This window comes from Vibrio sp. 10N.222.55.C7 (assembly GCF_041473335.1).
Taxonomy (GTDB): Bacteria; Pseudomonadota; Gammaproteobacteria; order Enterobacterales; family Vibrionaceae; genus Vibrio; species Vibrio crassostreae_C.
Map to the genome: position 1 here is coordinate 1 of NZ_JBFRSC010000035.1, position 20,822 is coordinate 20,822.

General features: G+C 40.5%; 15 protein-coding genes and 3 pseudogenes. 9 read left to right on the forward strand and 9 right to left on the reverse strand.

Features of this window, described 5'->3' with window-relative positions; translation table 11 throughout:
* Window positions 1-73 precede the first annotated feature (73 nt).
* Both AB4482_RS12750 and AB4482_RS12755 read left to right on the forward strand, forming a co-directional pair.
* A protein-coding gene (locus AB4482_RS12750; RefSeq protein ID WP_102420178.1) for an IS3 family transposase occupies window positions 74-1,251 on the forward strand; the annotation gives its coding sequence in 2 pieces (ribosomal slippage) (window positions 74-332 and window positions 332-1,251; 1,179 coding nt in all).
* Between the two features lie 1,680 nt (window positions 1,252-2,931).
* Window positions 2,932-3,936, forward strand: a complete 1,005-nt coding sequence (locus tag AB4482_RS12755) for an AbrB family transcriptional regulator (protein WP_372181048.1) — start codon at window positions 2,932-2,934, stop codon at window positions 3,934-3,936.
* A gap of 603 nt (window positions 3,937-4,539) precedes the next feature.
* Here the strand turns inward: AB4482_RS12755 and AB4482_RS12760 are convergent.
* The gene (locus AB4482_RS12760; RefSeq protein ID WP_102561499.1) at window positions 4,540-5,325 is read right to left on the reverse strand and encodes a hypothetical protein; all 786 of its coding nucleotides are present in this window, start codon (window positions 5,323-5,325) and stop codon (window positions 4,540-4,542) included.
* 833 nt (window positions 5,326-6,158) lie between these two features.
* Between AB4482_RS12760 and AB4482_RS12765 the strand changes: the two genes are divergently transcribed.
* The 4 genes from AB4482_RS12765 (at window position 6,159) to AB4482_RS12780 (ending at window position 9,894) form a co-directional block, all read left to right on the forward strand.
* Window positions 6,159-6,449 (forward strand): hypothetical protein, encoded by a 291-nt coding sequence (locus AB4482_RS12765; protein WP_017101255.1) that lies wholly within the window; start codon window positions 6,159-6,161, stop codon window positions 6,447-6,449.
* 238 nt (window positions 6,450-6,687) lie between these two features.
* Complete coding sequence (locus tag AB4482_RS12770) at window positions 6,688-7,299, forward strand: EamA family transporter (protein ID WP_372181049.1); 612 nt, start codon at window positions 6,688-6,690, stop codon at window positions 7,297-7,299.
* A 374-nt stretch (window positions 7,300-7,673) separates the two neighbouring features.
* Window positions 7,674-8,833, forward strand: a protein-coding gene (locus tag AB4482_RS12775; RefSeq protein ID WP_372181051.1) for an IS3 family transposase whose coding sequence is annotated in 2 segments (ribosomal slippage) — window positions 7,674-7,932 and window positions 7,932-8,833 — 1,161 coding nt in all. Because the reading frame shifts where the segments join, the coding sequence is not laid out codon by codon here.
* Window positions 8,834-8,946: 113 nt separating this feature from the next.
* Window positions 8,947-9,894 (forward strand): Rpn family recombination-promoting nuclease/putative transposase, encoded by a 948-nt coding sequence (locus AB4482_RS12780; RefSeq protein WP_102579817.1) that lies wholly within the window; start codon window positions 8,947-8,949, stop codon window positions 9,892-9,894.
* A gap of 135 nt (window positions 9,895-10,029) precedes the next feature.
* Here the strand turns inward: AB4482_RS12780 and AB4482_RS12785 are convergent, their stop codons facing one another.
* The gene (locus AB4482_RS12785) at window positions 10,030-10,665 is read right to left on the reverse strand and encodes a recombinase family protein (RefSeq protein WP_017103703.1); all 636 of its coding nucleotides are present in this window, start codon (window positions 10,663-10,665) and stop codon (window positions 10,030-10,032) included.
* 175 nt (window positions 10,666-10,840) lie between these two features.
* On the opposite strand from AB4482_RS12785, the gene AB4482_RS12790 reads away from it, so the two are divergent.
* The gene (locus AB4482_RS12790; RefSeq protein ID WP_016800084.1) at window positions 10,841-11,098 is read left to right on the forward strand and encodes a hypothetical protein; all 258 of its coding nucleotides are present in this window, start codon (window positions 10,841-10,843) and stop codon (window positions 11,096-11,098) included.
* A 285-nt stretch (window positions 11,099-11,383) separates the two neighbouring features.
* On the opposite strand, the gene AB4482_RS12795 is transcribed toward AB4482_RS12790, so the two are convergent.
* From AB4482_RS12795 to AB4482_RS12805, 3 genes and pseudogenes are all read right to left on the reverse strand, one after another.
* A complete protein-coding gene (locus AB4482_RS12795) occupies window positions 11,384-11,593 on the reverse strand; it encodes a hypothetical protein (protein WP_016800083.1) in 210 nt (69 codons plus the stop codon).
* Between the two features lie 314 nt (window positions 11,594-11,907).
* Window positions 11,908-12,120: a cold-shock protein gene (locus AB4482_RS12800; protein WP_102258025.1), complete on the reverse strand. Its 213-nt coding sequence runs from the start codon at window positions 12,118-12,120 to the stop codon at window positions 11,908-11,910.
* A 287-nt stretch (window positions 12,121-12,407) separates the two neighbouring features.
* Window positions 12,408-12,857, reverse strand: a pseudogene (locus AB4482_RS12805) (recombinase family protein).
* Window positions 12,858-13,067: 210 nt separating this feature from the next.
* On the opposite strand from AB4482_RS12805, the gene AB4482_RS12810 reads away from it, so the two are divergent.
* Both AB4482_RS12810 and AB4482_RS12815 read left to right on the forward strand, forming a co-directional pair.
* Complete coding sequence (locus tag AB4482_RS12810; protein WP_069592240.1) at window positions 13,068-13,328, forward strand: type II toxin-antitoxin system Phd/YefM family antitoxin; 261 nt, start codon at window positions 13,068-13,070, stop codon at window positions 13,326-13,328.
* Window positions 13,328-13,542 (forward strand): annotated as a pseudogene (locus AB4482_RS12815) (type II toxin-antitoxin system RelE/ParE family toxin). Before AB4482_RS12810 ends, AB4482_RS12815 begins: the two are co-directional and overlap by 1 nt.
* Window positions 13,543-13,578: 36 nt before the next feature.
* On the opposite strand, the pseudogene AB4482_RS12820 reads toward AB4482_RS12815, so the two are convergent.
* From AB4482_RS12820 to AB4482_RS12835, 4 genes and pseudogenes are all read right to left on the reverse strand, one after another.
* Window positions 13,579-13,920, reverse strand: a pseudogene (locus tag AB4482_RS12820) (recombinase family protein); the annotation flags it as partial.
* A gap of 568 nt (window positions 13,921-14,488) precedes the next feature.
* Window positions 14,489-15,757 carry an RHS repeat-associated core domain-containing protein gene (locus tag AB4482_RS12825; RefSeq protein WP_229648406.1) on the reverse strand — a complete coding sequence of 423 codons (1,269 nt, stop codon included), beginning with the start codon at window positions 15,755-15,757 and terminating at the stop codon, window positions 14,489-14,491.
* Window positions 15,758-15,791: 34 nt separating this feature from the next.
* Window positions 15,792-19,634, reverse strand: coding sequence for a hypothetical protein (locus AB4482_RS12830; RefSeq protein ID WP_229648407.1), 3,843 nt, complete (start codon window positions 19,632-19,634; stop codon window positions 15,792-15,794).
* A gap of 15 nt (window positions 19,635-19,649) precedes the next feature.
* Window positions 19,650-20,711: a hypothetical protein gene (locus AB4482_RS12835; protein WP_229648408.1), complete on the reverse strand. Its 1,062-nt coding sequence runs from the start codon at window positions 20,709-20,711 to the stop codon at window positions 19,650-19,652.
* Between the last annotated feature and the right edge of the window lie 111 nt (window positions 20,712-20,822).

A 20,822-nucleotide genomic window follows, 5' to 3' on the forward strand; every position in this document is an offset into this window, starting at 1 on the left:
CTGTAGTGGTACGCTGAATTTGGTCACTTAGTTAGAGGTGATATCATCACCTCATAAGTTAACAGGTGACACTATGACAAAACGTACAAGAAGACTATTTAGCGCTGAATTCAAATTAGAAGCGGCACAACTGGTTCTAGATCAGAACCACTCTGTGACAGAGGCTGCTCAAGCTATGAATGTTGGGAAGTCCACGATGGATAAGTGGGTTCGCCAACTAAAAGAGGAACGTCAGGGGAAAGCACCTAAAGCATCGCCGATGACGCCTGAGCAAATTGAAATACGTGAATTAAAAAAGAAGTTAGCTCGCCTTGAAGAGCATAATGAAATATTAAAAAAAGCCACGGCTCTGTTGATGTCGGACTCACTGAACAATTCTTGATAATCAAGAAACTCAAGCAGAGCCACAGCGTAAAAATATTATGTGAAGTGTTCAATGTTCATCGAAGCAGTTATAACTACTGGCGAAAACGTCCAGTAGAAATTGATGCCGAAACAGCAAAGCTCCGTAGTTTAGTTAGCGAGGCACATGCCGCAAGCAACGGTTCTGCGGGAGCGAGAACCATTGCTGACATAATAACGAGTCAGGGAACTAACCTGAGTCGCTACAGAGCAACGAAGTTCATGAAAGCCCTTGGTCTAGTGAGCTGCCAAGTGCCAAAACACAGGTATCGTAAAGCATCACAAGAACATATTGAGATCCCAAACCTCTTAGGCCGCCAGTTTGCAGTTACGGAGCCAAACAGAGTTTGGGTTGGTGACGTTACTTATGTTTGGACTGGCTATCGTTGGATGTACTTAGCCGTAGTTTTAGACCTGTTCGCTAGAAAAACGATTGGTTGGGCAATGTCATTATCGCCCGATAGTCGATTAACTCGTAAGGCTCTTGCCATGGCTTATGAGTCTCGTGGTAAACCACAGGGCGTCATGTTTCACAGTGATCAAGGCAGTCATTATACAAGCCGAAGTTATCGGCAATTACTGTGGCGCTTTCAGATCAAGCAAAGCTTATCTCGACGAGGAAATTGCTGGGATAATGCACCAATGGAACGCTTCTTTAGAAGCTTGAAGACGGAATGGATACCTACAGTAGGTTATCGGAGCTTTGCAGAGGCACAACAAGAAATTACTCGATACATTATTGGGTATTATTGCCAACTCCGCCCGCACCAATACAACGGTGGTTTGACTCCCAATGAATCAGAACGATTGTTCTGGTTAAACTCTAGGAACGTGGCCAATATCAGTTGACCACTACACACGGCCGCTAACGTCTTATTGGGAATGGGTAGATAAGTCACATAGAAACGGCGATCATCGGCATAGACTCTAACCCCTAACGCGGGAATTTTGGTATCCCACACCGTATACGTTCGAGTTTTTGAATGAAGAGATTGAATCACTTTAGAAGTGAATAACAGTGACTTCATGAGCGCATCCCCTTAACGAGTACACCCGACACATGAGAGGCCGCCTGACACACGTCCTCACGTCCCAAATGCGCATACTTTAGCGTCGTTTCCGCTTCAGCATGCCCCAAAAGACGACTCAGCACGATCACGTTCACCTTCGACTGAATGGCAATACTGGCGTAGGGTGTGGTCAAAAATTGAAAATACAGGGGCATTTTTGGAACACTTTCCAATTAGTCTTTGTTTTCACTAAGAGGCTAAATTATCGATGAAAAACGCCCCTATTGGAAGGGGTTGGGGTGTAGATTTGACCACACTGTTTTTACATTAACGCCAAGTTACTCTTATACAGGGGTACTTTCACCCCAAAAATACAGGCTAGAAATGAAAAAATTCTAGAACGCACCATCGCATCAAACCAATCAAATATCCTTTTATATACTGGAGGCATTTCGTGAACAGTATCTAATCCTGATTTTCATTATAAACCCTTAACGAATATAAATTAAATGTAAATAATTAGCTCTTAGCCTTTGTGTTAACTTATAAAATAATAAGTAACTATCTACTTACTCTGGCAATAAGTAACAAAACAATAAGGGAATTCTTCATGGAAAGACAAATAAAACTATTTTCACTGAAGAGAAAAGGAGCAGCAGTCCCTAAAGTAAACATAATTAGTATCAAATCAACTTTCTCATGAAGACGAAGCTTCTGGGTTTAAAGATACTTAATTTCAATTAATTTTGGTCGTTAAAATTATGGTTTTTCTTATAAAAAAGAGTGCGTTGCTATGAAAAATGAAAAGTCAGTGAAAACAATTCAAAAAAAATCGAAGTTTAGAGACTATTTACGCTATCTGCGGATTAAATTTAAAAGGTATAATTTTAAAAGTGGAAAAAATAAAAATGCATCTCTCGATGTGAGACACCTTTCTGACCATTTAAAAAAAGACATTGGTATATATGATAAAGACCACTAACATCATTAATATCTCTTCGTACTCTTGTCTTACTCGTTGTGTCACAAAGTTTAGTTGCACTACATGCGCACTGATTTTTAGAGGCAATTAGGCTGCTGTCTGCAAAATGTCTCCCAAAAAGATAATCCTTCAGGGTTATATGAGCTGTCCATTTTAATTATCGACCATAGTTCCACTCCTACAAGGGTGGAACTAGCTTCCTCATCAGGTTTCCATTCCGGGCACTGATACATCTTACCTTGCCAGTGACTTTGCTCAACGATTAGACAATGGTCAATATTGTGTAGAGACAGATAGAAAAGGAGTACTTCTTTGATTTCATCATCAATGCTACAGGAATACAACGTTCACTCGATAGAAGCAATCCGGTACTTGATAGCCTGCTAAGTCAGAAACTGGTGATATTCAAATGGGCTTGTATGCTCTTGGGCGGATAACTTGTGGTGATTTTTACATAGTCAATAACATAGATATGATTAATAACCAAATCTCCACTTTATTGTCATCCTTCAAGCTAAAAAAAGGGGAAACCAAAACATGTATCTAGCCTCATTCATAGCTTTGGTTGGCTCGCTCTTATTTACATATTTCGAGATACCACTAGGTGTAATGTTCGGTGCCCTGATTGCTCTTTTGTTAACGGTAAAAACAGGGTTTACTCTAGCTCTTCCCAAAAGCACATTGACCGGAGTACAGTTAATCCTTGGTGCCACAGTGGGCTCAATCGTCCCTATGCAGACTCTTTCCAAGGGTTATCCGATATTACTTTTTGTGGGACTCGTCCTTTGTATGTCCGCACAATTTCTCACCTCGTATCTCTGGCTTTCTAAGCGAGAGAAATGGTCAAAATATGAAAGCCTACTTGGGGCGGTCCCGGGAGCGATGGCCGCGGTTCTTGTCATTAATGAAAATCACAATTCACCTTCTAGTAAAGTGATTTTCACTCACACAGTTCGACTCATTTTCTTAATCATAGCTTCCGCTCTTCTTGTCTCAGCGGACAATTCACCAGTTCCTGGGCCGGCTATTTCCTTAGACAACCTTTGGATACTTCTCCCACTTTTCCTCGCCTACTTTTCAGGTTTGCTTCTCGATAAAATTGGTACTCCAGCACCGTATATGGTGACTGGGATGTTAGCAACTATGTTTGTGAACTCTGAGTTACCGTCATACAACTTTCTTGTCCCGACAGAGCTTGTTTTTATTGCAACATCCGCTCTAGGGGCATTAATTGGGATTCGTCTAAAAGATATAACCGTTGTAGATATCTTCTCTTATGCGCGAGCTGGGATTATTGCTACAACGTTAAGTCTTACAGTCACAGTTGTTTTTGCATATATATTCAGCAAGCTAATTGATAAGGAGTTCATCGTACTCTTGATGTCGTGGGTTCCGGGCAGTGTGGAGTCTATGACTGTCGCTGCCATTTATCTTGGACTAGAGCCTGCATTAATAATGCTTAGTCATATCATTCGCATGATAATGCTTCATTCTATCCCTCTCGGCTTCAATATTTATAAGTATTTACGGAGACAATTATGAAATGGGACATTGGTGTTGGCTTGGTTTCATTAAAAAACCTCAGTTAAGACTGGTTTTTTGCTTTTTCCATTCCTAATAAGCTCTTTTCACTTAAATGCATTTAATTTACCTATTGAAAGAAATTCAACTGGAACTTCCGTTCTTCAACGGTATCCAGTCTGTACTTTGTAGTATTGAAGAGCGGAGTTACGCTGCTTCTATCTAAAAACATCAGAAACAATAAAGCTTGAGAAGTACAATATCCTCTCATCATTTTTTGCTTTGAACACATTATTCATCATCGGTAAATCTATCTAATTTCTATTTAGACCGTCAACCTCCTTCGGTAATCACACCACTCCCAAAAAGTGAACACTAAGGCGATCTTTTCCCAGAGCACACCCAGAGCACAGTCCCAATGCATGGCGGCATAACACGTCTCTGGACAATTCCGTGTTATATGTATTGTTAAATTAGCATTTAACGGATTACTTTAGGTACAGCAAAACCCCTAATAGTGGTCAAATTCACTTAGCCACTACAGAACAAAAAATATATTGATACAGTGCATTTACTAGGGGAGCATTCAACAACCTCTGCTCTAACGATGAAGAGGTGGACACTTCACTGCAAAGTTTTCGCATACTCGCGCATAACTCTGGCATTGTCCGCGTACTCTTCATTACCACATGGTTCACCGTTGTTGCTGCTCAGAGGGCTTGAATAAGCAGGGACAACCTTTTCAGAATAACTCATGACTGTCCCGTAGTTAGAACAATGAAAAGCTCCAGAATAAGGTTTTACTTTACTTCTATTTGCAGCAAAGACCTGTTCCATGATCCAAAAGTCTCCACTTTCAGAGTTAGGCCGTTCATGCATTGCCCACCCTAAATGTCCTAGCTCATGTTCTAGCACGGTAATCGGGAAGTCCTCCGCAAGCAGTACAAAGCTGTCGTTCAAGTTAACCATTGTCATCCCATTAATCTCCTCTTCGATGACCAATGGATGATTATCACTTAAAACCAAAACGTACTGCTCTTTTGGAGCGTCTAAAAACGAGTTTACCTTCGAAGAACTGATTGCTTGTTTTAGGTCTGAATGCACAGAGGAGATAGACATACTGTCATGAGATATTGATACAGAATGGCTATCCTTGAACACACGAGTTATAGGGATGCATGAGTTAGACAGTATCGTATTAGACATCTTTACCGCTTCTTGCAATCTGCCTTTTAACTCTTCCTTGTTACCAATCTGATTATCAATATAAAAGGTGACATTGGAATTAACGCTTCTTTCTTCTTCGCACTCCGGGAAAGTAAAATTTGGTTTCGTATTTCTTTGGCTGTGCATAATTATAATTACGATCACAATAGAAGCGAGAGTTAAATTTCTTTTAGTCTTTTTCATGAATCCCTCGGTCGCTATTGAGCGTTAAGTCATTAAATGTTTTAAAAAGAATAAACCCGATACTAACAATAGGAAATAATTACCACCACTAATTATTTATCGGTCACTACGGTGATATAGGCGACCTTAATGATTAAATTATGTAATTAGCTTTTTTTGCTTCTTGCATGGCCAATGCAATTTTATTAGCCCCTGATTCAGCTATGTCTTTTAATTCCTTAGTGGTCTTTAATATTAGCTCGGACTTATCCATTATGTTCCCTCTATCTTTGAATTTTCGAAAGAAGCGTTAAATAAAGTAAAACGATCTAAGGAGAATAAACTAAAAATTATCAACTATATTAATAATTAATTAATAATTAATTAATAATTTATTAATATCAAATCTTTACATACAGTAGCATTGCAGGCTATGGAAATTATCAGGCCTATACTAAGTATGAATAGTTATAATGACCCTTGAGATAAAATACGCTGGCATAATGAAGAACACTTCTCCATTGATGACGAAGTTGAATTTCATTTGGTTTCTTGGGGGAGTCCAAAAAACATTATTGAGTTTGGGGTATATCACGGGGCGAGTCTCGTTTTACTCGATAAGATTTACACCCCTGAATCCATCATAGGCATAGACAAACGTCGAGAACATCCAGCCTTAAGTCAATACCGAAAGGGGCCTTCAGCACACTCGGTAATAGAGCCTTATTGTGGAGTAAAGCAAGATCATACAGACAAGCTCATTCAAATATTAGAATTACACTTCCCCAAAAAAAAATGTAGACCTAATTATTGATGATTGCAGCCATTTATATGAACCAACAAAAGCCGCCTTTTTGACATCATTCCCTTATCTAAAATCAGGTGGGATATACATCATAGAAGATTGGGGATGGGCGCATTGGCCGGGTGAGTTTCAAAAGAAAGAGTTTTTCCCCGGAACTCCTTTAAGTAAATTGGTTTTCGAATTACTCATGCTTCAAAGCGTCATTCCAAATGTCATAGCTAAAATTGAAACTGATTATAATCACGTTGCTATTACTAAAGGAGAAGAGAGTAGCCCCAATAACCGAAAACTATTTGAACTCATAAAATGCAAGACCTCGATTCACATTGAGAAACAATGATAAGTTCCTACACTATATTAGCTCTAGCTATGACTTTAAGTTCATTAGACAAATGGATTTCACGAGTCTTTCTTAAGAAAAATCCTTTATGTAATGAATATTTACTAGCCTATCAAATCACATGCAGTTTACTCGCTGCTCTGTTTGTTATCTTCGAAATCGAACAAATCCCTACAAAATTCGACAATACAAGTGAACTTTGGGAGCTGTTGCTTTTAAGTATATTCAGTGTTTTCTCATGGCTTGGGTTTGCGTACCAACCTTTAGGGCTCGTGCTTCAATTGAATTAGGCGTTGTCTCGATAATCTCTAAAACAAAGATCATTTGGAGTGCTCTGTTCGGGGTTAGCTTTTTAAATGAGACACTGACTTTCCTTCAAATGACTGGCGTTATACTGATACTTGTCGCTTCACTGCTCATCAGCACAAGTAACAACATGAATCTTCTTTTTTCAAACAATCTACACGCGTGGCTCGCGCCAATCTTTCTCACTCTAGCCATTGGTTTTGATAAAGTACTTACGTTGTACTTACCTACTAGCGTTATCCTTTTTATCGGTTTTTCTGGAACCGCTTTTTTGACGCCTCTACTATTTAAAGTTCATTATAGGTTAATCAAAAAAGTTCTATTTAACGCCGTAATAACAGCCACTTGCGGAACAGCAAGCTACTATTTTCTCTTAAAAGTGCTTAACACTAGCGCTTTTAGTTTAGTCATGGTTTTATTCCAAGGAGCCTTCATCCTCGATATTCTTTTTGGTTACTTCTTTTTAAAAGAGCGCACGAACCTTAAAACGAAAATAGTCTCTTGTTTACTCGCTACCCTTGGTATTTTGACTTTGGCTTCATAACGTACACTTATTTACAGAACTCCAAGTGTGACTCCCCAAAACACAAACTTCACCAAAAAACCTAATCTTAAAATTTGATGATTTTAAAACATCCCCGAGCGATACATGTTAGTCAATTAACCATTGTTGTTACAGCGTTTATAGCATATAAATCTCGCTGTAGAAAAAGGCCTAATTGAGAGGGGCTTTCTACTACAAACCTAATCGATTAATAGAGTTTTGTTAGAAAGCCTACTTAATGTTAGGCGTGGCTAACTATTGTTGCACTCTGCTCTCATTTTACACTCCCCCGTCAACCTCCCTTGGGTGTAGTGGTCTAATGATCCCGGACACCAAATTAGGTGGTAAAGTCTCCACCATAAATGAGGTGTTCAATGACAAAACGACAACGACGTACATTTTCTACTGAGTTCAAAATAGATGCTGCAAGTTTGGTTCTTGATCAAGGGTACTCCATACCTGAAGCAGCTAACTCTATGGGCGTAGGTGAAACGGCTTTACGGCGATGGGTCGACCAACTCAAAGTTGAGCGAGGTGGGATGACACCAACGACCAAAGCCCTCACGCCTGAGCAAAAGAAAATCCAAGAGTTAGAAGCCCGGATTAACCGGCTAGAACGAGAAAAATCCATATTAAAAAAGGCCACCGCTCTCTTAATGTCGGACGAACTCGAACGTTCTCGTTAATAGACAAGTTGAGGGAGCTTGAATCGGTCAAAATGCTTTGCGAACTGTTCAACGTAGCTTCATCTTGTTACTACGAGTTTAAGCAACGCAAGCCGGATGCCAGTCGCATTCGTCTAGCTAGCCAAATTAAAGAACTCTTCAACATGAGTCGAGGCTCTGCTGGCAGTCGTACTCTTGTCTCGATGCTGAGCGAAGAAGGCATAAAAGCCGGACGATTCAAGGTTCGCCAGATAATGCGTGAAGCTGATTTAATGAGTAAACAGCCAGGTTCGCATCGATATAGACATGCAAAAGTAGAAAGGCTAGATATTCCAAATCTACTGAAGCGTGAGTTTTCTGTCAGTACTCCGAATCGTGTTTGGTGTGGCGATATTACTTATATTTGGTCAGGTTCGAAGTGGACCTATTTAGCGGTAGTGCTTGACCTATTTAGCCGACGCGTTGTGGGGTGGTCTTTATCCGATAAGCCCGATACAGAATTAGTATCTAAAGCTTTGGAGATGGCCTGGGAGCAACGAGGATGTCCAAAGAACGTGATGTTCCATTCAGATCAAGGCTGCCAATATAGCAGCCGTAAATATCGCCAAAGACTTTGGCGATATCGTATAACTCAAAGCATGAGTCGTCGTGGTAATTGTTGGGACAACGCTCCCATGGAGCGGCTATTTAGAAGCTTGAAAACCGAGTGGATACCAGCAACAGGTTACCTGACACAAGCTCAAGCTAAGAAAGACATCAGCCATTACCTGATGAGTTACTATAATCGGCAACGGCCTCATCAAGCAAATGATGGGCTGTCGCCAGTAAGTGCCGAAAATCGGCTTAAGTCAGTGTCCGGAATTTGTTGACCACTACAGGGAATCACATTAAATAATCTAAATTGATGCGTGAGCAGAAATTAAGCTAGCGCAGAATCCCTATCGTGATACTGATTTAACTCATTTGGTGTTAGGATAATAAAATGAAAAAGACCACGCCAACCCCACATGATGCCCTCTTTAAGCAGTTTCTCACTCATCCAGAAACCGCTAAGGACTTATTGGATATTCACCTGCCTGCTGAGCTGCGTGAAATCTGTGATTTGACGACCCTAAAACTCGAATCAGGCAGCTTTATTGAAGAAAGTTTACGGCCTTACTATTCGGATGTCCTTTATTCTCTTACAACGTCTCAGGGGGAAGGTTACGTCTACGCGTTAATCGAGCACCAGAGTCGACCAGATAAACACATGGCATTCAGACTAATGCGTTACGCTATCGCCGCCATGCAGCAACATATTGAAGCTGGCCATGAGCGCTTACCTCTGGTGATCCCGTTGCAGTTTTACCATGGTAAGGTCTCGCCCTACCCGTATGAGATGAATTGGTTAAAAGGGTTCGTTAACCCTCTTATAGCTAAAGCGCTCTATACTCAAGATTTTCCATTAGTCGATGTCACGGTCATCTCCGATGATGAGATAATGCAGCATCGCCGCATCGCATTGCTTGAGCTTGTCCAAAAGCACGCAAGGCATCGGGATATCATGGATTTCTTTGAGCCTCTGGTCACATTGCTCTTAACCGATTACACTACAGATAAGCAAGTACAGTCATTGATGAGCTACTTACTCCAAGTGGGTGAAACGAACAACCTAGAGGCGTTAATTACGTCACTAGCCTCATCAGTACCGAAACACGAGGACACACTTATGACTATTGCAGAACAATTGCGCCAACAAGGCGAGCAACGTGGCCGCCAAGAAGGACGTCAAGAAGGACGTCAAGAAGGACGCCAAGAAGGACGCCAAGAAGGACGCCAAGAAGCCCTCAAGGAGATGGCGCGCAAGATGATGCTTAATGGTCTAGATCAGGAAGCCATTATGGATGTCACAGGATTGAATAAAGACGAACTAGCACAACTTTCTCATTAGCCGAGAAAGTATAAAGCCTTGCTAGTTTAAGGGCGAGGCTCCTGCTTTACGAAGACAACCCTCACGAATAGCGCTATCACTTCGCTTTCTGCTATAAAATTGCTCGATTCCGGCCCAACTTGATGTGAGACATGCCTAGCTCTCGTTACGCTCAACTCTCATTCTTTTGACGACACGAACGACCGTTCGTGGTGACACTCCCACAAACTTAGCTGTTTCATTGATGCTCATCTCCTTAAGAACTCGAAGTTTGTAGATTTGTTCGTGCAACTCTAAATCGGGCCTTCTTCCTCGATACTTGCCCATTGTCTTAGCTTTATCTATGCCTTCCTTTTGGCGTCGACGTCGATCTTCGTAATCTTTACGAGAAATCGCCGCGAGCATATCCATCATCATGTTATTGATCGCTTTAATCATCGAATTCGTGAACTCATCGGATATTTCAGGAGCCATGGCGATGTGACTAGTTGGTAAATCCAAGCTAATGACTTTCAATTCCTTCTCGTACAGCATTTCTTTCAATTTAGACCAACTAGATTCATTTAGACGAGAGAGTCGATCAATCTGCTCAATCATGATCAAATCCCCTTTTTTAGCATCACTTAATAATTGCAGTAATTTAGGTCTTTGCAACGAAGCGCCAGATTCTTGCTCAACATACCAAGCAGCAATACGAAGTCCTTTTTGTTCAACAAATTCTGATAAGGTCTTTTTTGCTCTTTCTGCATCTTGTTCGATAGTTGATGCTCTTAAGTATCCAAATATGTACATAATTTTGATTAAGTGACTTTTAGGTTATGATCTAAATAGGTATGTCATTTATATTATGACATTTAATGGTTAGGTGCAATTTTCAACTAGTGACAATAAGGTATACCCAAACAACATACCCTCCTTCTCAAATTTAAAGTTTAATCATTGCTACAAGGAATAATAAAAATATGAAATGAGAAATCAAAGACTCAGCCAAATCCAAAAAGAGATATTAAGTTGTTTGGCAAAGGGATTCGTGAAGGGAGTCAAAGAAGGTAAGTCTACGGTGGTCAACCATGCTATTAACCAACTTCTTAGGAGAGAGGTCCCTCCAAACAACTTCCGCGTATCTTGTGAAATTATTGAGGAGCGAGGGCTAATCAGGCGCAAGAAAGTAAATTTAGATTGGTATATTAACATTACGCCCGAAGTATTTGATAAAGCACTTTAAGGGCTAGGGTTTATAAATAGAGGTGTATATAGAGTCATTTACACCACAATTTCCGCCTCCGCTGAAATATGAAGAAGCGCATCTTGCTGTATTACAATGGAATCAGGGGGCGATTACGAGCCGAGGAATGCATGTCGACCGATTTCCTAACAAGCCGCTTTACCAAAGTAGTCAATAGCCTACGGAGCAAGATATCAAGCACACAATCAACAAAGAGTTAGGGTTCAGTCGGACAACTGTGTAATCAATTATTAGTAAGCTTAATTACAAGCCTGTGCTTTAGATTTAAGCCAAAATACTAAAATCACCAAGTACACAATCATGTTGATCAGTAATGCTGCCTGTTAAAGTCGTTTCGCAGTATGAAAATTTAATATTCATATCATCCACGTTTCCGCTCACTAACACGTGGCGCCTTAAAACATCACCATTAAGTTGGTGAATAATCCCACCCCAAGAGAGGTTATCTTTAAATAAATTAAATGTGATCTTCATACTATTCCTATTTATTATTTATCGTTTTTTTCTTTTGTTGTTGAAACCAAAAAAGTTTACGGCCTGTTGTTCGAGACATGGTTGATCCTTATTTATTTTCGTTAGATATAACGAAGCTAGCAGTCTTTTAGAGATACTACTATTGAGATATATTAATAATTTTATTTATAAAAACGAAGTAAATAAGAAACGTAACGACAAATACAAAAAGTATTGGGAGAATATTGGATATTTTCGTGGGGAGTTATAAATAAGTACTCTAAGATGGGGGGAAGTGACGCAAGCGGTATCTCCGCTCGCGCCTACTTAAAATCTTATGCAGCTACAACGTTTGCAGCTTGAAGACCTTTTTGGCCTTGCTCTACTTCGAAAGACACTTGTTGGCCTTCTTTAAGAGTCTTGAAACCTTCAGATGCGATAGCACGGAAGTGAACGAATACGTCAGCACCGCCGTTGTCTTGAGTTAGAAAACCAAAACCTTTCTCTTCGTTAAACCATTTTACTACGCCATTTGTTTTGTTAGACATATTGTGTCCCTTATATAAGATAAAAATTAATCGCAAAATGCGATGCGCTGAGAGCTGGAATTATTTAATGTATCTATGAAGCTAAGGGAAACACTGAGGAAAACAACAATAACGAGGAATTCTGAGGGTTTTACTTTTACAACTTGATGTTTCATTTAATAACTCTGAACAACAGAGCGATGACATTATTATCCATTATCTCGTTTTTGTAAAGGTTTAATTTGAAGTTAACATATATCTTCCTGCTGCCCTGCAAAATACGATTTTTTACAAATTCACCTACACTTTTATCCCGAGACCTTATAAACAGTCGTCCGACTACACCCTAACTCTTTACTGAGCTCAGTTTATTCATGCCTTGGTTTGCAATCTCTTGAATGAGTTGGTGAGCGTCTTAGAGGTGCCTCCCTTCTGAGCGCGCGCTCTTGCCCACATCACTGTTAATATCCAAATCGCCCAAGTAATGAAAGACCAAACCGGCTTTCTTTCTCGCTAGCTGCTCAGCAATTTGCAAAGCATCAATGGTATTACGATCAAAATACGGTCGACTTTAGTAACGTGAATAACATCCCCTTCCCTCGCAAAGTCCAGCAACAGGTTAAGCAGTTCTCTCTCTGGGGATTCCCCCCCCCTCGCTTGCTCTTGGTGAATTTTTCATAACCTATAGCTTTAACCTGTTCAAGTTGAACGTCGAGCGTTTGGTCTTGAATACTGACACGGACATAGCCAATTTTCATGAAATGAACCCTAAAGTGAACATTAAGATAGTTTTAATTAAGTGTACATATACATTTAAAAGACTAACTGGACAGTTCTGAGAGGGGTAACAAGTCGTATCCACTAAATTACACCTTTATGGACACGCCATTGGATTAACCGTATAACTAAAATCATACAAATCAGTTAAAGCGTTCGATTCGTTTATAATGAACGAAAAGGAGAATATTATGCAATCACTTACTGCTAATACAGCTAAAACTAAATTTGGCGATTTACTAATGAAGGCTCAACGTGAACCCGTACAAATCAATAAGAACGGTTCACCGGTTGCGGTGATGATGTCTTGTGAAGAATATGAGCAACTTGAAGCCCTGAAATTGATGGTGGTGAAATCGCGCTTCGAACAAGCAGAGGCCGATGTTCTATCAGATAACCTAGTCGACGGTGACGATTTCATGAATGCACTTGACCAAGGTAAATTTGATTAATGACGCAATATAAGCTTTCTTATGCAGCGCAGTCTGATCTCATTGATATTCGTCGCTATACATTAGAGCGATGGGGGCAAACACAATGGACTACTTCCGCTTTCCTTTGAAGCACCATGTGATTTACTACATTCGAAAACAAGAGCTCCTCATTATTGCAGCCGTTTTTGGTAAGCACATGTCTCCCGCCAAGCACTTTTCACAACTCTCTTAACCCTTAGCTTCATATAGTCACGCAGCGTACTCGGCGCTTCACCCTCTCGGCTTGGCCCTTCAGTCTTCCGAGAATCATTCCGTTTTTCTTTCTGGCGGCGAGCGCTTCCTTCGTTCTCAGCGAGATCAACTCACGCTCGATTTCTGCCGCAATTCCTAGCACCTTAGCGGTGATATGAGATTGCCTCGAGCCATATAACTGTAAGTTTTCCTTTGCAATATAGACATTAATTTTCTTTTTCATGCACACTTCGAGTACCTCTAGTACTTGTAACGTTGAACGTGCAATTCGACTGACTTCAGCAAACACAATGCAATCTCCGCTCGTCATCCCCTCTACTAACACACCTAACTTAAGTGGTCGCCATTTTATCTTGCCTATCAAGCCAAAGTGGGCAGCCAAGCACACCGATTTTAAGCATCATCCCCAACGACTCGCCCCTCGAGTTAGAGTTACTCCTACCAGCCCGTTCTGCTGGTTTTGTTCAACAAGGTGATACCGAGCCTGGGTTGCTCATTGCGAATGCGACAGCGATCGGGTTGCAACCTTCAATGTTAAAAGTGTCATATGCCAGTGAGATAAGCACTTCTAATACTAATGAAGGCCCAGACAAGAAGAGTGTTACATTATCGCTTGAGCGTGAACTCCCCCTCGATGATAAAGAACCAATAACCGGACGCTCTCACTCGCTGCTGCTTCAAGCTCAGTTGCAATGCCGGCATCCACCTGTAGTAATCCGCTACAATAATGAAATAAACAACCAAACTGGGAGAATATTATGTTTCCATTTGAACTAAAAGTTAGCCATAGGACGGGACTCGGCAAAAGGCCAGACAGAAGTTTTTTACTTTTACCCAAATTTGGCAACAACCCCTATCCCCACCAACTTACCTCTAGATTTTTTGTAAAAAAGCACATTAGTTAAAAATTACTGTCATTCTAACTATCATAACCAAGACGGATTCCTACCATAAATGACGAGTTTATTCAGGTTACCAGCCGCGGTATTGAAGCTATTGGTCACCCTGGCTAATGCAGGGGCTTGAGGTCTGAACACTCTCCCTGAAGTTGCGGGTAGGTTGCGGACGTAGTTACCTGGCCAAGCAACCACTCTAGTATTTAGATGATTGGCTAAAGCCTGCCCTTGAGAAAACATGCTTCCTCCGGTCGCCCCGAAACAGGTTTGCAAATTAAACCTCTGAACGCTTCGCGCGCCCTCTGGTAGATACTCCGCAAGCCGTCCAGCTGTTTTAAAACCATCTGGCGTCATGGTTAACCCAATCCCCCCATGGCTGTAGACATAATCGTCGGCGCTCCTGTAGATAGCTGCTGCTCTTTGATAACCTGGTGAGCGCTGCCTTGTTATGGTCGTGAGATCTTCAAGAGGGGACCAATGTCTTAACTCAACCATCTCCATCGCTTGGCGTCGTGTAGCCATCAATGCTCTTCTGCTACGAGCCACCCCGATCCCTCTTCCTGCCCCAAACGTTACAAGGCCTATTACCGCCCCAATTCCCGCATTTAAAGCGGCATCTTTGGCACTTGAGCCAGTCGCCAATTCAAGACCAAAGCTAACTGCACTTGACACAGAAGCATCAGCAATCGCGAGGCCCACTTGTACACTGGTTTTTGCTCCCGTTGCTGCCGCGCCAAATCCTCCTGAGATAAAGCCAAGTGCGGCCCCAATCCCAACTTGTTCCCATTCAAAATGCGTATCCGTCACTATCGCACGAATTCCTTCTGCAGTTGCGGAGATGCCCGCCCCTAGAATTGCCCCTACAATCGCCCCTATAATTAAACTGGATATCGCAAACTTTCCGCTGGGATCACGCAAATTCACAGGATCGCCAAAACAATAGCTATAGGAGTTACTCCCTCCCTCTCCAAAAGGACTCAACACATCTGCAGAATGGAAGCGAGTCAAACCTGAACTATAAATCCGAAAACCATTGCCTAAATGATATAGCCCTGAACCAATGTCGCTAATCTCACGTTCGCCATTAAAACCTAACCGACTCTGAGAAAATTTAACAGGCACAATTAACCCTGAAGATTCAAATTTTGATTTAAAGGCTTCGCCAGCTAAGAGAAATCTTGGAGTAAAGTAAATAAACGGGGATAAAGCAGCCAATGAGGTGGAATACTTGATAAAAGTTCTTTTTGATAGATCTATATATCTTTGATTAACACCGGATGAACCATAATTCTTATTCATGATAAACATTTCCTCTATAAATCACGCCTTCACCTCAACCTTGTCCATAGGGGGTGTACATTTTGTATTCTGTCGAAATAGTATCATCGCCATGGTGTGAGGTTAGAGTAGCGATAGCACTATGTTGGGCGTTTCCTAGTAAGTATTGATGTTCAGCAAGATGCACCGAGGTATCATAATTTGAAGGGCTGATATTAAACTTGAGGTACGAAGAAATAGTACGGTCCGTCCATAAACCACCCACGTTATGGTAACAAGTGTGCCATCCATCGTATAATTCGTTGACTATCTGGTCACCTTGATAATAAAGCTCCATCTTGGGTTCGTCTTGCCCAATTTGCGCCACTACACGCCCTTGAGCGTCGTATTCGAATTGATAAGACTTGTTGTTAATAGGCAGAGAAGTTGAATTCAATTGACCAAGAGCGTCATAATGATAAAGCGCCCCCCGCTCATCTTTAGTTATGTTTCCTGATGTGTCATAAGTTAAGTTAGCCGATTCAGAGTAGCTAATGTGGGTATTAGAGATTGACGTAAGACGCACCACGTCATCAGTATCATAAGTATATGTACAAATATTGTCGGTACCGTCTGAAAAAAACGTGATAAGTTTGGTTATATTGCCGTACAAGTCATAACTATATTGCTGTCGAATGATTTTGTTGCCAAATGTATCTTTGGGGTGTTCAAAGCCATCACACTGATAATCAACTAGTCGATGGAAATCATCGTATGACATTTTTTCAACCGTTGTTTTGTTGTCTCTTTCGAGTGTCTTTAGGCTGATTTGAAGTTCATCGTTATAAACTTGTTGCAAAGAAAACTGTAATTGAGAGTTTAGATGAACACTTCTTTTCGTTTCTAGTCCGACATCGTTTAATTCTAGTTTAATTTGAAGGTGATCATTTCCCCTATAAGTATCACATCCGACCAAGCGACTATAGTGATCATAATTTAAAGTGCTGAATGTATGGACACTCTCATTATTCGAATCTTGCTTAATATATTCGATATAAAACATTCTTCCGTAGCGGTCATAGCTGTATCTAACGACGTTACCAAAATAATCGTGCTTAAAATCCAGCCTGCCTGAAAGGTGATATTGTTCAAAGCTAAAAAGTCTAACAGACGTATTGGGGAAAAACGCCATCTCCTCTCTCGTCATCCCATCTTTAAAGTACACATAAGCACTGATGAGATTTTTATTCTCTGCACGTACTAGATGACCAGATTTTGCGTCGTAGTGATAGGTGACATTCAACGCTTCGTTGCCTGAAACATTATAGGCCGTGGCTTTCTTCAAATACTTATTGTACGTTATCTCGAGTTCATTACCATCCGCCATAACAACCCTCGTGGGAATTGGAGAAGCCCCGCTAAAAGACTGTTTTTCAGTTCCAGAACTCGACACTTCAGATACCATGCGAGATAGCCCGTCATACACCCTAATCCCAATGGTTTTATTATTAACACTGGTTTCAACAGGCAAAAGATCATGGCTGTAACGGACGTATTTTTTTGATATTTCAAGCGTTTCACCATCGTAGATTTGACGTGTTGAAACAACTCGGTCTGCGGTATCATAGGTGTATTCAACAGTATGACTTTTCTGGTCTGTGCTCGACACCAAGTTGCCTAAGGCATCATAAGTATTCTGGAAAAACGCTAACCGTTTCCCATGACTGTTGAGCAGCTCCTTTGTTAATAAGTTACCCATTAAATCAAAAGAACGAATTTCTGAAAGCAAACCTTGTATCGAATAGTTTATAGTCATCTTGACGGGGTTTTGCTTGATGACTTCTATCCTTCCCTCTGGGTGGGTGATTTTACTAAGGTTGCCTCTGGCATCGTATTCGTAGTTAGTTACCATTGAAGAACTGGTCGAAAAGTTATCAAATTCTTGCTGCTCAATCAATTGACCCAGGCTGTTATAGCTGAGTTCACTCAACACGATGAGTTGACCATTAAGATCACTTCGTTTTGTCTTAATGACCTTGCCTGCATTGTTGTAGTCTTCGACGCTTTGGATACCGGTAGGCTCTATGCTCTTCAATTGATTGAGCCCATCACCAACACGATAGACATACTTCACTACCGCTTCATAATCCGTCCCTTCCGCCTTTATCTCTCGAGTCCGCCTACCAAGAAGATCGTATCGACAACTTGAGATAACTCCTTCACTATCGACCCACTGAACGGCTTCACCACTCTTTAAATCATGCTTGACTTGGGTGGTAACGACTAAATTATCATGTGTTGTTAGTGCGCTTGTAATTTCAACATCTTGGTCGGTATAACGGTACGACAAGTCCTTTCGTGAAACAAAATCATTGATAAAAGTAGAGGTTTTTTGTAATTGACCATGAGTAAGCTCTTCAACATTGTTAAAGTAAACATAATCTACACGACTCAGAGAGCTCTCTTCATGTTTAAGGACGACAAAGTTGCCTCCTCCGATGCGGGGTAAGGATTGGTAGGTGAAGACACTTTTCCTCTCTTGTTCATGACTAGTAATAGAGGAAGCTGGCTGGAAAGTTTCTTCCTGCAGGAAGGCAACAAACCCATTAGGCTCTGGAGGGCATGCTTGACCCTCTCCTGAAGAGGTGTAATAGACTCGCTTCGTTTGATCACCATTTATCTCTCGAATTAAGGTTTGATTCCCATAATCATCGTACTGATACTTATGGACAAACGTTCTAGAATCAGAATCTTCATAGTGAGTTTCATGTTTTTCCTTCAGAAATGAGTAATTGGCTGGTTGATGCTCAATACTGGTATTTATCTCCGCGTAATAAACGTACTCTTCTTTTCTGTAAAGAACCTCATTGTGGCGATATTCTATAGATTTTTGTAAATGATATTTATTATAAGACCGTGTTATGGATTGCGTGCTATTTATTTTCTCGACACTACTATACTCATAGTCACTCCTAGATTTGAATAGAGTATCTTCTCCATTGACGAACGCGGCTTCACTAGCAAAACCGAGATAGTTTTTATCTGAATAAGTATAGTTTGTTACTCGGTCAGGTTGATTATTCCCAGCGACAAATCGATGCATAGTCACATAAGGGACTTTACTGACCGGCCCACCGCTCGGAAAGCTGTGCCCTTCATTTTGGTAAGTGAGGATTTCTTTCAGGCCACTGGGATGAGAAAAGACTGTCAGGAGATCATAGTTAATATTACTCAGGTATTCGTACTCAAAAGTGATATTCGACTCGTCATCAGGTAAATGAAGCGTTGTTAATCTTTTATAAATACCATTGCTTTCTTTATCAACAACCAGTGTTTGATAGGTTTCTCCACCTACAACCTGTGTGACCGTTGTTTTTAAGTCTTCAGACCAATAATCTATCCGTAATTCTCTTCCTGAGCCATCCGTTATTTTCCACAATTTGCTAGTTTGGTCACTCTCTCTATAGTGGAATGTTGTTTCCAAGCCTTGGATGGAGGTGATCTTTTTCAAGGCTCCCGTTTCATAGTCTATCGATTCTACAATCCCACTTTTATAGATAACATTAATTTCATTATTACTGAGAGAATAGAGTAACTTAATATCTTTAATTTTTCTGTATGGGAGTTTATATTCATTAGTCTGATGATTATAAATCGCTTTATAATTTTGTCCTGAGCTCAGGTAAATAATACTATCTTCTTTGTCAAAACGACTGAAAGAAAGAAGCCAGCCTCTCCCAAACCCTTCATCTCGAACACTTTCGGCACGATAGTTTAATACCAAGGAAATGGGAGAACCTACGGTTTTATGTGATATAAAATCAGCGAGCCTTATTGAACATATATAAGCCCCAGTCCTAGGATCGACACCTGAATTATTAATAATTGAGAAGTTATGTGCATTCGATAAAAAAGACATTTTATTAATCACCTATTAATTATGTTCACTATGTATTCTTCTTAAATAGTACCCTTCCTCGAAATAATCATTGTAGCTAGTTCTTGAAAAACTAAAGTATCCTCTATTGCCAAATTTATCTTCGAAATACACTATTTTTCCATCAGGACTAATACTTTGGTTCCAGTCATAGGGAGGAAATGCTTTAGAGATGTTAGCAGAGTTGCTGCTGTAAATACCGCGCCCAAATGAGCTGACGAATATAATGGCCTCATCTGTATTGAGATCGCCATAGACAACCCGGTCTTTCCAGCCAGTGTCATAGGTAGTTGAAAATGGTATGTTGATATGGCCAGCATCTGTATCATATATCCAGTATAAGGCGGAAGAGGACTGGCTGTTGCTATAAGTCCCCAGCAACCTATGGTGGTCATTATTAAATCTCAGCCCCCCTTCTTGCCAAACTTTCTGGAGCGTAAAATTGTTAGGCTTATACTTATTGAGATGAAGAATGGCCCCATCACTCCATCCGCTATTGCTTGTTTCGTAGGTAAAATCTGAACTGGTAAAGGTTCTTGGGGTCAACAATTCGACGATGGCAGAAGATTTGTTTGTGGTTCCATTACAAGTATTTTGGGTAAGAGATTCACCAGTGATATTATTGGTGGCCGTCGCTTGGACACACAGATGATAAACATCTGCACGGTTACCTGAAACAAACTTAGAAACACTCCTATAGCCTTCTCTTCGTCTGTTTCGGTTACTTCCATCCTCAAGCCTGATATCTAATACATACCCGCTGTGAGAATCTGAGACGGAGAGCGAGTCAATCGTTTCCGCCGTATAGAGTTTTTTGAGACTTGCATTGTCAAACGTGTAATTAGATTTCAACTGATAATAAATTTCAATTTCGGCCTGCATTCTATTATTGGCGTATATTTTAGAATTTGGCGATAAATTCACATAGGTGCCTTCAAGATAAAGCCTCGAAAAAGGTTCCTCTCTAGGTCCAGTGGAAGAGCAAAAAGCGCTATTAATATTAAATAAAAAAGCGAGTAAACATAGTTTTTTAAATGAATTTGTTTTTAGAAATTTCATATATTATATCCCATATTTGACCACAATGATAAAATATATATTTAATCATTATTTTTATAATAATTAATTTATAATTTATAATGAAAAATTTAGAAAAGCGCAGTAATAATG

Bases quoted from the DNA above. Each gene is read 5' to 3' on its own strand.
- AB4482_RS12780 (WP_102579817.1), top strand. From the start codon at position 8,947: ATGAAAAAGACCACGCCAACCCCACATGATGCCCTCTTTAAGCAGTTT.
- AB4482_RS12810 (WP_069592240.1), top strand. From the start codon at position 13,068: ATGCAATCACTTACTGCTAATACAGCTAAAACTAAATTTGGCGATTTA.
- AB4482_RS12790 (WP_016800084.1), top strand. From the start codon at position 10,841: ATGAGAAATCAAAGACTCAGCCAAATCCAAAAAGAGATATTAAGTTGT.
- AB4482_RS12800 (WP_102258025.1), bottom strand. From the start codon at position 12,120: ATGTCTAACAAAACAAATGGCGTAGTAAAATGGTTTAACGAAGAGAAA.
- AB4482_RS12755 (WP_372181048.1), top strand. From the start codon at position 2,932: ATGTATCTAGCCTCATTCATAGCTTTGGTTGGCTCGCTCTTATTTACA.
- AB4482_RS12770 (WP_372181049.1), top strand. From the start codon at position 6,688: ATGGCTTGGGTTTGCGTACCAACCTTTAGGGCTCGTGCTTCAATTGAA.
- AB4482_RS12760 (WP_102561499.1), bottom strand. From the start codon at position 5,325: ATGAAAAAGACTAAAAGAAATTTAACTCTCGCTTCTATTGTGATCGTA.
- AB4482_RS12795 (WP_016800083.1), bottom strand. From the start codon at position 11,593: ATGAAGATCACATTTAATTTATTTAAAGATAACCTCTCTTGGGGTGGG.
- AB4482_RS12785 (WP_017103703.1), bottom strand. From the start codon at position 10,665: ATGTACATATTTGGATACTTAAGAGCATCAACTATCGAACAAGATGCA.
- AB4482_RS12825 (WP_229648406.1), bottom strand. From the start codon at position 15,757: ATGAATAAGAATTATGGTTCATCCGGTGTTAATCAAAGATATATAGAT.
- AB4482_RS12835 (WP_229648408.1), bottom strand. From the start codon at position 20,711: ATGAAATTTCTAAAAACAAATTCATTTAAAAAACTATGTTTACTCGCT.
- AB4482_RS12830 (WP_229648407.1), bottom strand. From the start codon at position 19,634: ATGTCTTTTTTATCGAATGCACATAACTTCTCAATTATTAATAATTCA.